Below are 16,946 nucleotides of genomic sequence, written 5' to 3'. Positions count from 1 at the left end.
GCATGCTATTTGCCTGACAAAATTTTGTTCGCTGCCTTCTCATAATCGGCAAGCGCCTGCTCCGGCGTCTTCGCTTTCAGCAGCGCTGCCTGAATTTCTGGCTGCAGCAGCACGCGGATTTCCGCATATTTGGCCACCGTCAGGCCGAGATCCTCAACGCCCCGCTCATCGATAATTTTTTGCAGCACGCCATAGTTCGGATCGTCTGCCAGCGGATTGCCCGCCGATTTCTTAACCGGGAATTGCCCGGCATTGATGGCGTAGGTGATCTGATTTTCCGTGCTGTTCAGGAACATGAGAAACTCAGCGATCCATTTTTTCTTGCTCTCATCCTTTTGCTTGAATACTGCCAGTCCCGTTGGCCCGACAGGAACGCCATTGCTGACGCCTTCATCATTCGGCAGCTGCACCATCGCCAGATCGATTGCACCTTTTACTTTACCTTCGGCCTTGGCATTTTCCAGTTTCGACCATTGCCCAAGGGTGTCGCCCTGGGCGCCTAATTGATTTTGCCAGAACAAGAGGTCAAGGTCCGCAACCTTCGCAGTAACGGCGCTAGGCTGCAGCAAGCCTTCATCATTCAGCTGGATCATATATTTCAAAGCCTTCACGCCTTCAGGACTATTGAGCGCAACCTTGCTGTGATCGCCGTCTTTGAACAGCTTCGCGCCAAAAGCATTGAAAAAGCTGTACAATCCATGATCGCCTTGCGGTACAGCCACTTGAATGCCGAATGGATATACTTTATCTTTTTCTGCAACTGCGCGCATGGCTTCATCAAATTGCTCCAGCGTCCAGTACGGGTTATCTGCAGTCGGCAGCAAGGATTCCTTTCCTTTTTCCTTCCAGATTGTCTTATTGACAACAAGGCCGCTTGCCCAAGCATAGGTAGGCAGCGCATGCAGTTCGCCATTGATCTTATACAGCTCCAGATAAGACGGGATATAGTCATCCAGCTCTTCCTTCGGCAGCAGCGTCTCCAGATTCTCAAGTACCCCCTGGTGCGCGTACTGCGCAGTCCTTCCCAGATAGTCGCGCAAAATATCGGGCTGAGAGCCTGCCGCAATGGCCGCCGGAATCTTCTTCGGCAGATCGTCCCACGTGACAGATTGCACTTCGATTTTTACATTCGGATGCAAGTCCATAAATTTTTGTGCTTGAATTTTTTCGAAATCGCCGAAATTCTCGGTTTCTTTCTCCATCCCTTTTACCCGCTGAAAGCGCGGATCGACCCAGTAAGTGATTGTGACTTGTTCCTCCTTGACTTCACCGGTGCCGCTTCCTTTCCCTTGTTCTCCCCCGGCATTGCCACCTCCGGTATTACCGGAACAAGCGCTCAAGAAAATTAATATTAGCGTTGTACAGAGCAGTAGGACATGACGCTTCATTGTGCATTTCCCCCTATCATCATTTTGTTATAATAACGCTTACATTCCTGGCTACGAGCCTCCAGTAACATGCTATTAGTATAAAATGTATGAAAACGCATTCCTATACGGTGAAATTAAGATCGTGTGGGTTATTTTAAGAAGTGGGCTTCCCCTTTTGATCTTGCACGATCCCAAAGGGGAAGTTTTTTGGAGGGGGGAGAAACTGACTTACTTACTTAGATGGCAATTGCGCTTGCGATTGAACTGACTGCACCGCTCCGATTAATTGCTCTACCGTAATCATCCCGGCAAAATAACGGTCAGCTTCGCGATTGAACGTATCCTTCATGCTTGTGAGCAGTTGGGCACTTTCTTTATCAGGGGGAACCGAGCTGACGACCGGTACTGTTTCTTCCATCACCCGCTTGAGTTTGCGCAGGAAATCTTCGGAATAGAGGCCGGTATGCTCTTCATTATTCTCATCGATGAAGGTGTTGAAAATTTGGTTGTAAAAGGGGAAATCCGATTCTTTATTAGCCGGTATATAGCCGTTAATATCGTAATTTTCAGTTGCCAGAAACTTGGCAAACAAATAGGCTTCAAAAGGATGCTTGGTACGGGCATTGACGGCATAGCCCCATCCTGGCGGAACGTCCTGCTGCTTAGGCATAGCCTTGTCATCATATCTTGGCAGAAAGGTAACATCGTAGCGGAATGCCGGCGCATTCTGGGCAATCGATCCGTGATTAAATTTTAAAATACTCCAGAACATGGGCGGCCACCAGTCTTCTACCATCATAGCCAGCTTCCCTTCTGCAAACAAAAGCGACGATTTGAGCTTGTCTGTGCGAATTTGCAAGCTGCTTGGCGTTGCGCCGGAATCGACCAACTCCTTCTGCAGCTCCAGCACCTTCTGAACTCGCTTATCTGCAAATGCTGGCTTAGAATCTTCATTCAGCCAGCTCCACCCGGCATTGATCGCTGGCTGCAGCGGATTTTTACCGATGTAGCTCCATATCTTATCGCCATTTGCAGTTGAAGCGGTTCCTCCCTCCTGCAATTGCTTCGCCATGGCAACGAGCTCAGGAAAGGTCGTATATTCATCCGGATAGGGAATGCTCCTTGCATCGAACAAATCTTTATTGTAGTACAACATATCGACGCGCATGGTATAGGGCAGCTGATAGTTGGAGCTGCCTAATTGAATGCTTTGCAGCTTGCCGCCGAACATCTGATCAATATTGTCTCCAGCCTTCCGGGCCATACTGTCCAGCTCATGAAGCTGCCCGCTCTGCGCCCGCAGCAGTACCTCCTCATGAGAAAGCAACAGCACATCGACTTTTTCATTCGAAGAAAATGCGGTATTTAACGCTTGTGTATAAGAGGCAGGTTCAGCAGGAAAATCTTTATAGCTGACTTCAATATTTGGATACTTTTCATGCCACCGCTTCAAGATCATGTCCTTTTTGCCTCCGGGCAATAAGTTGTATGCTACCCAGACAAGCTTCACTTTGTCGCTGCTATAGGCTCGGTCCGAAGCCGTGAGCGGCTCCCCCACACTAGATGTTCTTTCCTTGGCGGCATTCTGTACCTTGGTTGCAGGTGACTCATTGGAACAGCCGGCTGCCGACAGCGCAAGCACGATAACGGCAGCAGCGATTATATTTATGAAGTACCCAAACCATCTGGTCATATGCGCTGTTCCTCCGTTCTAGTACGACTCTGCATACTGCTTAGGGGTCATCCCGGTAGCTTCCTTGAACACTTTGGAGAAGTGCCGCGAGTCCGTGTAGCCAACTTGCTGAGCCAACTCGTAAACTTTAATGGTGCAATCTGCTTTCATAATTTCCATCGCCCGCTTCATCCGGGCATCGCGCAAATAAGCGAAGAAATTAATGCCGGCCTCTTTTTTAAACAGTACGGACAAATACTCTTGTGTCATGGCATACTTGTCTGCAAAATCAGCCAGCATGAGAGGCTCCGCCAAATGCCCGTTTACGTATTGCTGAATTTCCATTACGATTCGGCGTGTCTTCACCTTCGAGGCGGCGGCATATTGTTCTGCAATGTCCTCCAAATATTTCACGGTGTGCCGATGCAGCATGATGAGCGTCAGCTGCTTGCGTTCGTTCTCCCCGGTCAGCTCCACTGAGCCTGTATGCTGCTGTATCATCAAACGGCCCGCAGAGGCAGCCAACTCATCGGCTGCACTCTTCGCCAGCCCTCCGTAGACTCGCCGTATACTGTCAGGGTCATAAGCAGCGCTCGCCTGAAGATGAAAATATAAATCCGATAACGGCTGACGGATACGCTGCGGATCATGGCGTCTAATTCCATCCTTGATTTCCGCCCACAGTGACATGTCTGGCTCAAGCTGAACCGGCTGTTCATTTGGCAGCGAAGCGGACAGCAGCGATACTTTTCCAGCAGCATAGAACAGCTTTCGTCCCAAATACCCGGAATGGATGGCAGCATTCGCATATTTAACCCATTCTGCCGCGCTTACTCGCGGCCCGATTACAATTGCCTCCACTGCCGGATCCAGCTCATCACCCGCTATCTCCGCTTGATGTGTATGATCCGTGAAGACAGAGGCCAGCAGCAGCCCCAGCCCGCGCTTCTCCACACTTACAGTCATTTCTGCCCCCAGCGCCGTGGTCAGCCATTTTTCCACTCGTTGCCCGGAACCGGGTTCCGTGGCTGCTGCAGCGATTCGCAGCCGGCAGCCGGCAAAATGACGAACAAATCCGTCCTGTTCCTCATCTTGTGATGCGATCGCCAGTCCGCCGGCCATCTTGAGCAGCATGGCTTCAAGTATTTGCCTTCTTACCGTTCCCTGCATCTCGGCCTGCCGCGTACGCTGCTCAAGCCTGTCATAAATCGTTCTAAGCAGCGCAATTACCTCATCCATATCGATCGGCTTCAACAAATATTCGGCTGCATTAAATTTAACCGCAGCGCGGGCATATTCGAAATTTTCATACCCGCTAAGTACAATGGGGATAACGCCGATTTCACCTTTAACAAGCTCGCCGAGCAGATCGATGCCAGACATGCGCGGCATTTTTATATCTACGAATACGACATCAATATCCCCTTGAGAAAGTCTCTCCAGCGCCTTGATCCCATTCTCTGCCTCTGCTACTACTTGAAATCCGAGCTCCTGCCATGGGATAAAATTTCGCATTCCATTGCGCAATACAGCCTCATCATCGACCAGCATGACTGAATACATTGCCATCCCTCCGCCCCATCCGACTTCGTAACTTACCCTTTTGGTGCAGCTATGTCCAGCGGAATTGCCAGCCGGACGCGCGTCCAGCGTCCCGGTTCACTGGAAATAGACAGCGAGGCCTGCTCGCCATAAAGGAGTGCAAGCCGCCGGCTAATGTTTCGCAGACCGACACTTCCCCCGCCCTTATCCTTTTTCATCTGCTCATGGATTTCCTGCAGCCTGGCCGGTTCAATGCCAACCCCGTTGTCGAAAACATCGATGATAAGCTCTCCAGCCTCGGTTTTTGTGCGAATAAGTAAATAGGCTTGTGACTCTTTGCCTTCAATTCCGTGCATCAGCGCATTTTCGACAATCGGCTGCAGCACAAAGCGCTCCATCGTAACATGCTGCAACTGCTCGTCTATTACCCATTTGACTTTCAGTTTTCCGCCCAAACGAACCTGCTGAATATAGAGATAGGCCTGTACATGATCCAGTTCCTCTTTAACTGTGACGCTGCGGGTTCCTGCATGAACACCGGAACGGAGGTAGACAGAGAGCGCACGAATAATTTTCGTTACCTTATTTTCTCCATTCGTCATTTCCATCGACATCCAGCGAATCGTTTCAAGAGTATTATATAAAAAATGCGGACTAATCTGTTCAAGCAAACGGGATAGCTCTACTTTCTTGTATTCCAACTGAATTTCCCGATGCCGCACCTCAACATCATAGATGTGGTTCATCTGATCCTGAATCTTCTGAATCATCGCACGAATATGAGCCGCAAGCTCGCCAATCTCATCTTTTTCTGCAAACACCGGTACCGTCGTCTTCTTAAATTTATTGTCGATCACGACTCGAATATGACGGTTAAGCTCCTGAATCGGCTGCGCTATTCGTTTGGCCATAAAATAAATGATCGTCATCAGCAGCAGAAGGATGATAAGCAGCGCATAACCATTAACGAGCAGCACATCTTTCGCGCCGCGAAACGTCTCCGCCGGATCAATCATGCTTACAATGGTCCAGTTGGTCTTGTTCATCATCTCATGCATGACAACGGCCTCGCGTCCATCAACCGTTTGTCTGGTCACCGCTTGTCCGGCAGCGGCCAACGACCAGTAGCCAGGCCATTGTTTGCCGATCAGCTCTTTTTTCTTGCTGTACACAGTTGTGCCATCCGCATCGGCAATCAGAAAATCAAGGGAATTCAGCCCGAAACTGTTGTTGAACAGCTCCAGCTCCCGTTCATTAACGGCAAACATGTAATATCCGATGATGCGCGGCGTACTGCCCAGATCGTATATCTTTTTGGCTGCTACAATGACATGATCGCCAAATGGATCTCTATTTTCATTAAAATAGATCGTTTCACCGGACGTTTGCTGCAGGGCGGGATAAACGTTGCGGGTCTGGATCGGCCCTTCATTCAAAAAACTGTTGACCGTCGAAAACAGCAGCTCCCCGCGGCTGTCATACAAGTTAATATAATTAATATTTTTGCTCAATACATGATGATATGAAAATGACTTTTTGAATTCATTGTGCATCTCTTCATAGTTGGCTGCCGAAGTAAAATATTGCTGCAGCTTGTTGTCGCTAACAATGGTATTCAGCACCTGCTCCGAGCTGCGCAGCATCGCCTCGATCCAATTGCCGGATTGATAGACATACTCTCCATAATATTTTTCCAGGTTGTATTGAATTAAGCGCGAGGCATAACTGTAGTTAATCACGAACAGAACCGAAGCCCCTGCAACATAAACGACGGCTAAAAACACAAATATTTTTACCCGAAAGCTGAGCGGCCGGATGCGTCCTGCCTTGTAGTTTAAAATCCCGGCTACAGAATCCAGCTTTTTGACATCTTCGATCTGCCGCCTGATCTTGGCGATAGGTCGCATCAGCCTTGCAGTGAAACTTCTTGCCGCCAGCAATACGATGATGCTCAGCAGCACTATGGCAGCAATAAGCATCTGCCGATTTTGCCGTTTTATCTGCTCTGCGAAGGCATCATGCGAGGAGGCAGCTACCCGCAACCCGAATCGCGACATTCCATCTTCTCCCGCCGCAGCCTCTTCGTCGGTGACAGGAATTAATTCATAATTAAAAATAGAATCACTGGCAATAAGCGCCTGCATCTTGCGATAATTAATCATTACGGACACGACAATGTCATCACTAATTTGCTTAACATACACAAAGCGGTCTTTATATACAATTTCCAAATCGGAGAGCTTGCTGCCAGACATTCGGTTTTGCGATATATTCGAAAAATCAAGCGGAGGGAGCCATGCTTCATTGCGGCCAACCAGTGCTTTTGTAAGCTGAGGAATACGATAAAAATTAATCGCTTGCCAGTCTTCTGTCGTCAAAAAGTAAGGATTAGCAGATACATAGACAGCACCGTTCCGTTCGGACAGCTGAATCGTATCAATGATCGGGGTAATGATCGGATTCATCCGAAAAAGGCTGGATTCAATCTTTTCTATGCGGCGCGCCTCCTCCAGCACATCGCCTCCTTTGCGAGCCACTTCTTGCAGCAGATCACCATTCTCGGACAAAATGAGTGCAAGCTTCTCTACTTGTTCGAATACAGCGGCAATATTGCGCGCAGCTTGTTCCTGAATGCCTGCCAGCTGCTTCTCCTTTTCCTCGTTTACACTCGCAATGGACAAGTAGTAGGAGACCGCGGCGGTCGATAGATAGACGATAATCCCTAATAGCAGCGTCAGTAAAATAATTTTGCTACGAATATTCATGCCTCACCTGCCCGCTAATTGAAACGCTTTCATATCGGCCGACTGACGAAAAGCGACCGGCGTCATCCCTGTATGCGCCTTGAAATAGGCGTGAAAATTTTCTGAGAAGAGGTAACCTACCCGTGCCGCAATCTCTTTTACGGGCAAATTTGTATGCTTAAGCAAATCCATCGCCACTTCCATCCGGGTTTGCAGCAGTTTCCGGCGGAATGACATGCCATACAGATCGTGCAGAATCCGATTTAGCTGCCGGGGACTTACATACAACAAGCGGGCGAGGTCACTTTCCTTTAGCGAACAATGAAAATGTTCGGAGAAAAAGGCTTCAATTATAAGCAATCGACTATCGGCGCCTTCCTGATGCCTTACCGTCCAACGGGGTGCTGCTTGAAGCTGGGGCGAAGCGCGAATGACATCCACAATAATTTGCGTCAATAGACCTTTCACTTTAGCAAGATAACCAACAGGTTTCGCATGCAATTCCCGCTTGATCGCGGCAAGCTGTACGATCATCTCATGGCAATCATGTACGATGAAGAACGGGGCGTTCGTCAAAGCCGAACGTATCTCCTCTGTATCAACCGCCTCATCATCAAGATTGGGGCGATGCAGTGCATCCAGGCGAAACGATAAGCATGATTTGTGGATCGCTTCTTCGCCGGCGCCGGGGTGTTGCTGCCCATGGTACAGGCCAATGGGAATGAAGCACAAGCTGCCTTCAGGTACAGCATAGTAGCCGTCCTCTGTACTGAGGATAATCGTTCCCTTGTGAACCAGCTGAATTTCATAGGCGGCATGATTATGCTTCAACACATGCGAAACACATTCGGTATGAAAAAATCCATAATCCAGCCATACATGAAACCGCAAAGCTCCAATATCCACCCGGCACTCGAATTGTTCCGGAAGTGATAGCTGACCCGCCCATCCATCCGGCTTTTCGCTGCTCATTGGTATTCACTCCAGTCGGAGATGGTAAAAAATATGTTCCCCTGCATTTTACCATCTGTCTCCAATCCGGGCTAGTCGTTTCAGTCATTATTGCTAAAAAGATGTCTATTTATAGCGTTGTGAAGGATGTACGAAAGGACTACAATTTCTGCATATGACCCATTAAAGGAGGGAACGTCGATGTTGCCTGCAAGCCTTACCCAACAGTTATACGAGCGCGCCAAGCGGCGCATTCCGGGCGGTGTCCATTTGCTGAGCAAGCGGCCTGAACAAATGGCGCCTGGTCAATGGCCGGCCTATTACCATGAAGCGCGCGGATGTGAAGTATGGGATCTCGATAACCGGCATTATTACGATTTCTCAACGAATGGCATTGGCTCCTGCCTCCTCGGTTTCCGTGACGAGGAGGTATCCCGGGCAGCCATTCGTGCGATTGAAAATGGGAGCATGTGTACACTCAATCCGCCGGAGGAAGTCGAACTTGCCGAACGGCTCTGCAATATTCATCCATGGGCGCAGCAAGTTAAATTAACCCGCGGCGGCGGTGAAGCATGCGCAGTAGCAGTCCGTATTGCTCGGGCGACAACAGGCCGTTCGATCGTGGCAATCTGCGGCTACCACGGCTGGCATGATTGGTATTTGGCCGCGAATATCGGTCACAGTGATGCACTCGGCGGCCACTTGCTTTCAGGACTCGACCCATCCGGTGTACCGCGTGAGCTTGGTGGTACAGCACCAGTATTCAGCTACAACGACCGCGAAGCATTTCTGTCGATCATGCAGCAATATGGCTCGCAACTCGCCTGCATCATTATGGAGCCTTGCCGCTACAAAGATCCGGAGCCTGGCTTTCTCGAATTTATACGCGATGAAGCACATCGCGGCGGCGCTCTGCTTATTTTTGACGAAATTACAATCGGCTGGAGGCTTACTTATGGGGGAGCGCATATGCATCTTGGCATAACGCCAGATATTGCGGTATTTGCCAAAGCGCTCGGCAACGGTCATCCAATCGGTGCAGTAGTTGGAACTGCAGCCGCGATGGAAGGGGCGCATCACTCTTTTATAAGCAGCACATACTGGACGGAGCGTGTCGGCCCTGCCGCAGCGCTAGCCGCACTGGCGCGGATGGAAGAAAGTGATGCAGCAGCATATATCAACACCATTGGGGAGCAGGTCAAGGAGATATGGTCACTTAACGCCGCCAGGCACTCCCTGCCGGTCGAACCTGGGGACGGCTACGCTTGCCTCGCCAACTTCCGGTTCCGGCACGAGCTATCCGAGCCGCTCCGCACGTTGTTTACCCAGCTCATGCTTGAACGCGGCTTTCTCGCAGGAACAACCGTGTACCCGACGCTTGCACATACAGAACAAATCGTCCGTGCCTACGACGAAGCTGTTGACGAATCGTTTGCTATCATCGCAAATGCTTTGCGCGAGAATCAAGTTGAGCAAAGCTTGCAGGGCGCTGTGGCGCATAGCGGCTTCCGCAGATTGCTCTGATGCTAAAAGCAGGGGCCTGGCGCGCCTGCCGGCTCAGGTCGCTAGCCTCCACTTGCAAGTGCAACGGATCGGCTCCCGCCCGAACGATAATTTGCCCGCCTTCGTATTCGTTGCGGGCGGCGCCGATACCGAGCTTCATGGCTCTCGGCACCGCTGGTGCCGGTTGATCTCTCAGCACCTTCTCCAGGGCGGGCGGAACCCCATACCTGCATCGGCGAATCGGAAGTTTCGGCAACTTCGGAGGCTTGAACAATCCCTTTCGGCAATCCCGCGATCAACATCAGAATGCAGCTTAACCATATGGCGGTCATCTTCCGGCTAATCCTCAGCCACATTGATTCCTCCTTGCGTCCGGTAACGGACGATTTTTGAATAGATGCTCTACGATTACCCTTTCACCGCGCCGACCAACTGTCCGTGTACAAAATACTTCTGCACGAACGGGCACACCACAATAATTGGCAATATCGTCAGCATTAAGGCCGCCATTTTCATATTCTCGGGATGAACCAGCACTTCTTTGTTGATCAGATTTTTTTCGTCTTCTCATCCACCAACGACGCGTTGACCACGAGCACTTCATGCAGCCCGTAAATCAAATCAATTCCGCTCCAAGCCAGGGAATTCCAGCCTCATACAAATATTTGTACAGAACAGAGGGACCGGTGTGCCTCGACGCATATTGAGCAATAGGTCAGGCTCCACGCATCTGAAACCATTAGGCGCAGATCGATGAGCCTTTCGGTATCGTCTTGCGGGAAGCCGGAGACCAAAACAAAAAAACTGCTCCGAAGAGCAGTTTTCACAGCAGCTAACCGAGTTTATGATCTCCCTCTGTCATGCGGAACCGTGACGGTGGTCGTGCCGGTCGCCGTATTTCCCGCCTTGTCGACAGCCGTATAGGTGATCGTATAGATGCGCCCCGGTCCGCTCCCCGATCTTGCAGCTTTAAGTCGAAACTCCATATCGTTTGTACCATAATCCGCTTCTGCCACACCGTCGGGATCCGGCTCGCTGCTTACGATAGAAGTAAGCGCGACCGAGCTTATGCCGGATAGGCCGTCAGCCGCGTCGACGGTCATCTTGATCGGCGCCATCCGTCCGTTGGGCGGCCACAGCTCCGATTGGTCCGGCTTTACGAGAATTGTCGGAGCCGTTTTGTCGATCGGCAGAACAATGCTGCGCGTCTCCTCGATATTGCCCGCCCGGTCCGCGCTTCGGTACTCGAGCATGTTCTTCCCTTCGGCAGTAACCGCGATGGCGCCTTCGTACGCCTCCCACTCCCCGCCGTTCAGTCGATATTCCGTGCGCGCCACGCCGGACAAGGCATCCGATGCGTTCAGCGTCACCGAGACGTCGGTCGTGTACCAACCGTTATCGCCGTCAGGCTCTCCGGGTTCGATAGCGGCCTGCGTCTTCGGCGCGTCTTTGTCCTGTTCGATCGCAATTGTATAGTCTTTCGAAATACTCTCGCTATCGGCCATACCATCCTTGACGGCAATCGCTTTGATCGTTATCGCCGTTCGCACTTCAATCGGTCCCGTATATTTCGTACTGTTGCGAGTCGGTTCGGTGCCGTCCGTGGTGTAGTGTAGTGTTGCGCCAACAGTCGAAGATTGCAAGGCGACCGCTGTTCCGGCGGGTACTTTACCGCTGTCGGGAGCCGCTGTCGGTCTGGCTACTTGCGACATGCTGCCGGCTTCCCTCAGTTCGATATCATCCGCCCATACAGTTCCGGAAGCGCCCGGAGCCGTTCGCACGAATACTTTCAAGGCAGCGGTTCCGCTGGCGAACGGTCCCAGGATGCTTAAAGCGTGCTTCGTCCAATCGGATGTACCACCGATCGACAGCGAGCCTCCGGCTCCTTGATACAGGCCGATATCGTTTCCGTGTTCATCCACCTGCATCAATCCCACCTTCGCCCCATTCGGCTCCGTTACCCCGTCCGTCTTCAGCCATAGCGACAGCGCATATTGCTTCTGCGGATCGATTATCGCCGCATCGCTCCCGATCGAAGCGCCGTTCGTCCCCGCCGTCAGCTTGGCGCTCACATCGCCGTCACGCTTGATGTTCGTATCGAGGCTGGCCCCCTGCCAAACCGGCCATCCGCCCAGTTCGAAACCGCTGTTGCGCACCAGACTCACCGGCGCCGGATACGCCGCATTCGCGTAATCGTAAGTTAACGAGATCGCGGAGAGCTGCGGCGCCCATAAGTACGTATTGGTGTCACGGAATACAATCTTCACATAGTTCGTTCCCGAGGGAAGCGAAGAGGACGATTTGACTACTTTGTACCACCCTGACACGGTAGGCACCCTTGCGCTGCTCGCAACAGTTAGCGGAGTCCAGGTCGCGTTGTCCGGCGAAACGTAGAAATCAACATTGTCGGTTGAATCCGAATAGAACGTTGCGGTAAAGCTGCTAATATTAACTCCGTTATAAACGACGTATTGATCGGTGTTGGCCCCCATGCGCGTCAATCGGAATTTATCCCCTTCAAAATATGAAGGGTTCGTGCTGTCGATATACAAACTAGCGGATCGTTCAAAGATGCCGTCGAATGTATCGAGCTGATCGGTAAACGTATCGGGCAGCTTCGCTGCGGAGATGACGGCGTCATCGACCCAGACCGTGCCTGTCGCGCCCGCAGCCGTTCTGACGATGACTCGCAAACCGGCGGCCTGCGCAACAATGCCGTCAATCGTATACTTCCTCCAATCTTGCGTTCCGCCCGTCGTAAACGCGCCTGCATTACCGCCGTATATTCCGATGTCATTGCCGTTCGCGTCCACCTGCATCAGTTCCACTCTCACGCCATCCGGCGCGGAGATCGCTTCCGTCTTCAGCCGCAGCGAGAACGCATATTTTTTGCCCAACTCGGTTTTCACTATGGGACTCGACATAAAATTCGCCGCGCTCCCCGCCGTTATTCGCGCGCTTTGGTTGCCACTGTACTTCACAGCGGTGTCCAGCGCAGCGTTTGTCCGCGGCTCCCATAAGCCCGACTCGAACCCGCTGTTCGCCACGAGGCTCGGCGTTTCCACCCGATCGCCCCCGTAGGTGATGCTGATCTCCCCGATCTGCGGCACCCAGTGCTTGTCGTTGCTTCCCTTGATGACGATTTTCAAGTAGTTGGTTCCCCACGGTATGGCAGAAGAAGAAACCGGAAATCCGAACCAGCCGAAAGCCGTGTTTACGCGATTGCCTACCGTCACATCGATCGGCGTCCAAGTATTGTTGTCGGCTGACCCCCACACTTCGATGTCGCCCGACGAATCGGAATAAAGCTTCGCCGTAAAACTTCTGATGTTCGGTTTGTAATAAACGACAAACTGATCCGTATTTTCCAGCCTGACGATTCGTCCGGTATCGCCTCCGAATAAGACCGGATTGCTCGAATCGATGCTCAGCTTAGACGATTTGTAAACAACGTTCGAGTAATCGTTCAGCTGATCGACAAACGTCTCGGTCGCCGTTTGATCGGTCAAACAATCGAGCACCGCTTTGCGAGCCAGCCTGATCGCATCCAGGTTCATGTTGTAATTCGTTCCGTTGCTGACGAGCGATTCGGCGATATTGTACGCAAGATCGACTTTGCCGCTATTTTTGAGCAGCTCCAGCAGCTCGTGATCCTGTATGCCTTCGAGCATCGTCTCCGCGCGGATGGAGCTGAACAAATCATGGTTAGCTTTATCCGGATAAACGAGCCAGTTGTCGCCCGGAACCGGGTCCGCTTCGCGACTGACGTCATCGTTCCATATTTGCAGTTCGGCAAGCTGCATGCTGTATTTGGACTGCTCATCCGCTGCCAGCTTCGTCGCCTCGACCATCACATATCGGGCCGAGTGCGAGGGGAAATTAAACTCGCGCGCGCTGCTGTCCGTTACCTGGTAATCGGCTTCGCTGACGACTGTCGTCCAATTGCTGCCGTCCTCCGAAAGCTTGATCGTAAAATCTTTCGGGTACCCGTATACCGTCCCGTTCACGCTGCTCCGGTACGGATAAACCATTGCCCGCGATACAGTTTTTGCTGCACCCAGGTCGAGCTTGATCCATTCCGTATGCGCGGGGTCGGAATAGCTCACGCTGCTCCACCCTTTCGACGTCGCCGTTGAAGTCGTCACATTATCGACTGCGTGCGATTTCGACCAGCCGTCCGCTTCAATCGAACTGGACGCGGATACCGACTGTGCTCCGATCGTATAGGGGCGAAAAAACCAATAGTTGAAGCCCCAGTGCAAATAGCCGCTCAACCCGTTCTTAAATGTGTACCAATGCGGCAGCAGCACCTGTGCGAGCGGGGCGTCGATGTTGCGTGTCAAAAAATCTCCCGTCGGTGTCGAAGCAATGTACATCCATACTTCATCGCCGGCGCTTTTACGTTGTTGGTAATAGTACGGTTTGGCGTCGTAAAGGGACTGTAAGACGACATACGTATCCAGCTTTCCTTCGAACTCGCTGGCATGCGTCAGATGGAGCGCCTCGATCGTCCGGATTCCCGGCGCGAGTGCATGAATTTTGTCATAAAGCCAGTTGTCGTCCTGACGGTCTGTTGTGTCGCCCGGCTCGTCTCCGGCACTTTGGTAAAAGACGTTCAGCCAGCCTTTTTGCTGCAAATGAGTCTTCAATGCGGGAAGATACACGTTCAGCCATTGATCAGCGGCCTGCGATTGCGCCGGCGCGTAGACGATTTTCGTCTGCCCGTCGACTTTCGCGAGTGTCTGCAGGGCGAAGCGGCCGCCGATTCGATTATTGTAGAGGCTGACCCCCTCCAAATACTTCATCGCGCCGGCATCGATAAACTGCTGCACCATACGATCGAACAGGCTCCAGTCGAACGTGTAATGGCCGTTGGCGTCAATTTGTGTAACCGGTTCCAAAAGAGCGACCGGATCGATGAAAATCGTATTGTTGCGGTGCAACCGCATATACTTGGCGAAATTATCCATCGCCTGCCACCATTCGGGCGACAATTTCGTAACCCCTAACTGCCGCTCCAACGTCTCCCATGCAGTCGGGCCCCAACCGACCGATGTAAACCAGTTGTCGACGCGATACGCCGATTCGTTCGGATCCGGCAGCGTCACGTCATAGACTTGCAAGCTGACATCGACGTCATACGTTCCTTGCGCGGTGTTTACCGTAACGATCCCCGTATAGGTCCCCGCTTGCGCCGACTTGGGAACATCCACGCTGTACCAGATCGGCTGGGTTGTATTCGCTTCCAAATTTCGCGACGTTTCGTTCGTGATGCGGTCGGGATAATCCATGCCGCCGCCCGGGGGAACGAGCTGCTTATCCGGGGATAGACCGACCGTAGGGGTCGACACATGAATAAAATCGACGAACCGGGCGCTTATGTTTGCAGCGGCAATCTGGCTGCCGTTTGGGCCGGTGAGCGGACCGGCCATAACGGACACGCCGGTAAGCGCAGAATGCGACCGCACCGCAATCTGTGCCGCCCTCCTCTCGTTTTTCGCCGCAATCAAACGGATTTGATTGGCAGAGTTCTGTGGCTCCACGGTTGATTGGAATACCTTCATGAGCGCATCGACGGTCCAAACGGATATCGGAAATGAAGACGCGTTCGCTTTGCCTTCGCTAAATACCGGAATGGATGAGGCCAATAAAGCTGCTATGACGCCAATCGCCAGACTTCGAAATAATGGATTTCTTTTTTTCACAAGGTTTGTGCTCCTTTCCAATTAATATACATTTTTGAATCCAGAGACATTCCAAACTCCCAAAAACGGATCAAGGCTCCTTCAAGACGTTGCCCCCTGCGGGCTTGCAGTGACCGCATGCGCGGAACTTTCCCTGGTTGGCAGGCCGCTCCCGTAACCGTAAATCAGAGATGCGGTCAGCATTGGGGATGCCAGCTTGAGCATCCCTATGCCTTGTCAAGTTCTTTTCCTCCTTCTTATCGCAGGAAGTTTACTTGCCATATCCGCGTATCGCCTCGCTTATTTTTTTGCGGTCCGCCGCCGGAATCGAATCGATGTAATCCGCTTCCCAGAACAGGATTTGGCGTCTCGTCAACTTCTCCGCCAGGGCGATGTCCCGCCGTAAATCGTCCGCATTCTTCGGAACCCAGCCATACAGCCATACCGGCAAACGATTCTCCGTTTCTTCAATGGCATACAAAGTCGCTTTTTCCGGCGTACCTTCGCCGGTATAATACCCGGCAGCGACAAGTTCATCCATCAACCCTTCCCGCGCCCAAGTTTTGATATCGCAGAGAAGTCCGTTCAGTGCGCCGTCAATGCGGCTGCCGCCCATCCTCAGCATCTTCCTGTCCTCGGTCATCCCCGGCAATACACCCCGGTAGCTCCACGGATGCTGCACCATGACTGATAGCGGAAGCGGTTTCGGATGCCGGCTTACAAGCTCCCTGACGTCGCGCATGAACTGCGTCACCGGTTCGGCCCGGCAGCGAATCCAGCGTTCGTCATCGTTGCTGATCGCGAACGGATCTTCGCCGTACATTTCCTTGAACCTGGCTATATTGGGCTGTTCGTAGCCGTAATCGACGACGCCGGCATCATCGTTTTGCGGATTGTCGCTGATGTCGCCCGTACGAATCCAGTCGAGGAAGATGCCGTCGATGTCGTAGGCGAGCATTTCCTTCACAAGCCCCAGTTTGTATTCCCTCACTGCGGGGAAAGCGTAGCTCAATTGCGAGTGAAAGCGGCGGCCGTTCCTTCTGACCCAACGATATTCGGGATGCTCCCGCGTAAACTTGCTTTCCCAACCGACCCCGTGATCGTCTTCATTGATCGACATCCAGGCGTGAATTTCCAAGCCGAGCTCGTGTCCGATCCGAACCGCGGCGGCCAAGCTGTCGAAATGATCGAATACAATGCGATTTAACCTCTCAAGAATATCAGGTGCGGGCCAATCGAAGTACCCCAGGGAGAAGTGATTGTTCTCCGCAAGATCCTTCCACCGAAACGGTTCCACCAGCTTGCTGAAATAGGTGGCGCGTCCTGCATCGAACACACGCCAATATATTTTGTTAAAACCGAAATCCTTACACCGAGACAGCACTTGATACACGCCATCCGGCCCGTTCTCAAGCGTTCGATCGCGATGCAGCCAGTCTGTGAACGTTAAAGGTGACGAAAAAATCAATTGATTATCCAT

The 16,946-nt window shown here is 52.0% G+C and carries 8 protein-coding genes; 1 reads left to right on the top strand and 7 read right to left on the bottom strand.

Annotation, left to right across the window (positions count from 1 at the left end; genetic code table 11):
• Positions 1-5 precede the first annotated feature (5 nt).
• From ACFQ0N_RS28445 to ACFQ0N_RS28425, 5 genes are all read right to left on the bottom strand, one after another.
• Entirely contained in the window at positions 6-1,388 is a 1,383-nt protein-coding gene (locus ACFQ0N_RS28445; protein ID WP_379332797.1) for an extracellular solute-binding protein, read from the bottom strand.
• Positions 1,389-1,602: 214 nt separating this feature from the next.
• Complete coding sequence (locus tag ACFQ0N_RS28440) at positions 1,603-3,063, bottom strand: ABC transporter substrate-binding protein (RefSeq protein ID WP_379332795.1); 1,461 nt, start codon at positions 3,061-3,063, stop codon at positions 1,603-1,605.
• A gap of 18 nt (positions 3,064-3,081) precedes the next feature.
• Positions 3,082-4,605, bottom strand: a complete 1,524-nt coding sequence (locus tag ACFQ0N_RS28435; protein WP_379332792.1) for a response regulator transcription factor — start codon at positions 4,603-4,605, stop codon at positions 3,082-3,084.
• A gap of 32 nt (positions 4,606-4,637) precedes the next feature.
• A complete protein-coding gene (locus tag ACFQ0N_RS28430) occupies positions 4,638-7,349 on the bottom strand; it encodes a sensor histidine kinase (protein ID WP_379332789.1) in 2,712 nt (903 codons plus the stop codon).
• Positions 7,350-7,352: 3 nt separating this feature from the next.
• The gene (locus tag ACFQ0N_RS28425) at positions 7,353-8,300 is read right to left on the bottom strand and encodes a helix-turn-helix domain-containing protein (protein ID WP_379332787.1); all 948 of its coding nucleotides are present in this window, start codon (positions 8,298-8,300) and stop codon (positions 7,353-7,355) included.
• Between the two features lie 180 nt (positions 8,301-8,480).
• On the opposite strand from ACFQ0N_RS28425, the gene ACFQ0N_RS28420 reads away from it, so the two are divergent.
• On the top strand, positions 8,481-9,803 hold the full coding sequence (locus ACFQ0N_RS28420; protein WP_379332784.1) for an aminotransferase class III-fold pyridoxal phosphate-dependent enzyme: 1,323 nt from the start codon (positions 8,481-8,483) through the stop codon (positions 9,801-9,803).
• Between the two features lie 821 nt (positions 9,804-10,624).
• Here ACFQ0N_RS28420 and ACFQ0N_RS28415 read toward each other — a convergent pair.
• Complete coding sequence (locus ACFQ0N_RS28415) at positions 10,625-15,487, bottom strand: glycoside hydrolase domain-containing protein (protein WP_379332782.1); 4,863 nt, start codon at positions 15,485-15,487, stop codon at positions 10,625-10,627.
• Positions 15,488-15,737: 250 nt separating this feature from the next.
• The gene (locus ACFQ0N_RS28410) at positions 15,738-16,946 is read right to left on the bottom strand and encodes a family 10 glycosylhydrolase (RefSeq protein WP_379332780.1); all 1,209 of its coding nucleotides are present in this window, start codon (positions 16,944-16,946) and stop codon (positions 15,738-15,740) included.

The organism is Paenibacillus sp. GCM10027626, assembly GCF_042676285.1.
GTDB lineage: Bacteria > Bacillota > Bacilli > Paenibacillales > Paenibacillaceae > Paenibacillus_Z.
This window is presented reverse-complemented; position numbering and strand designations above follow the sequence as displayed.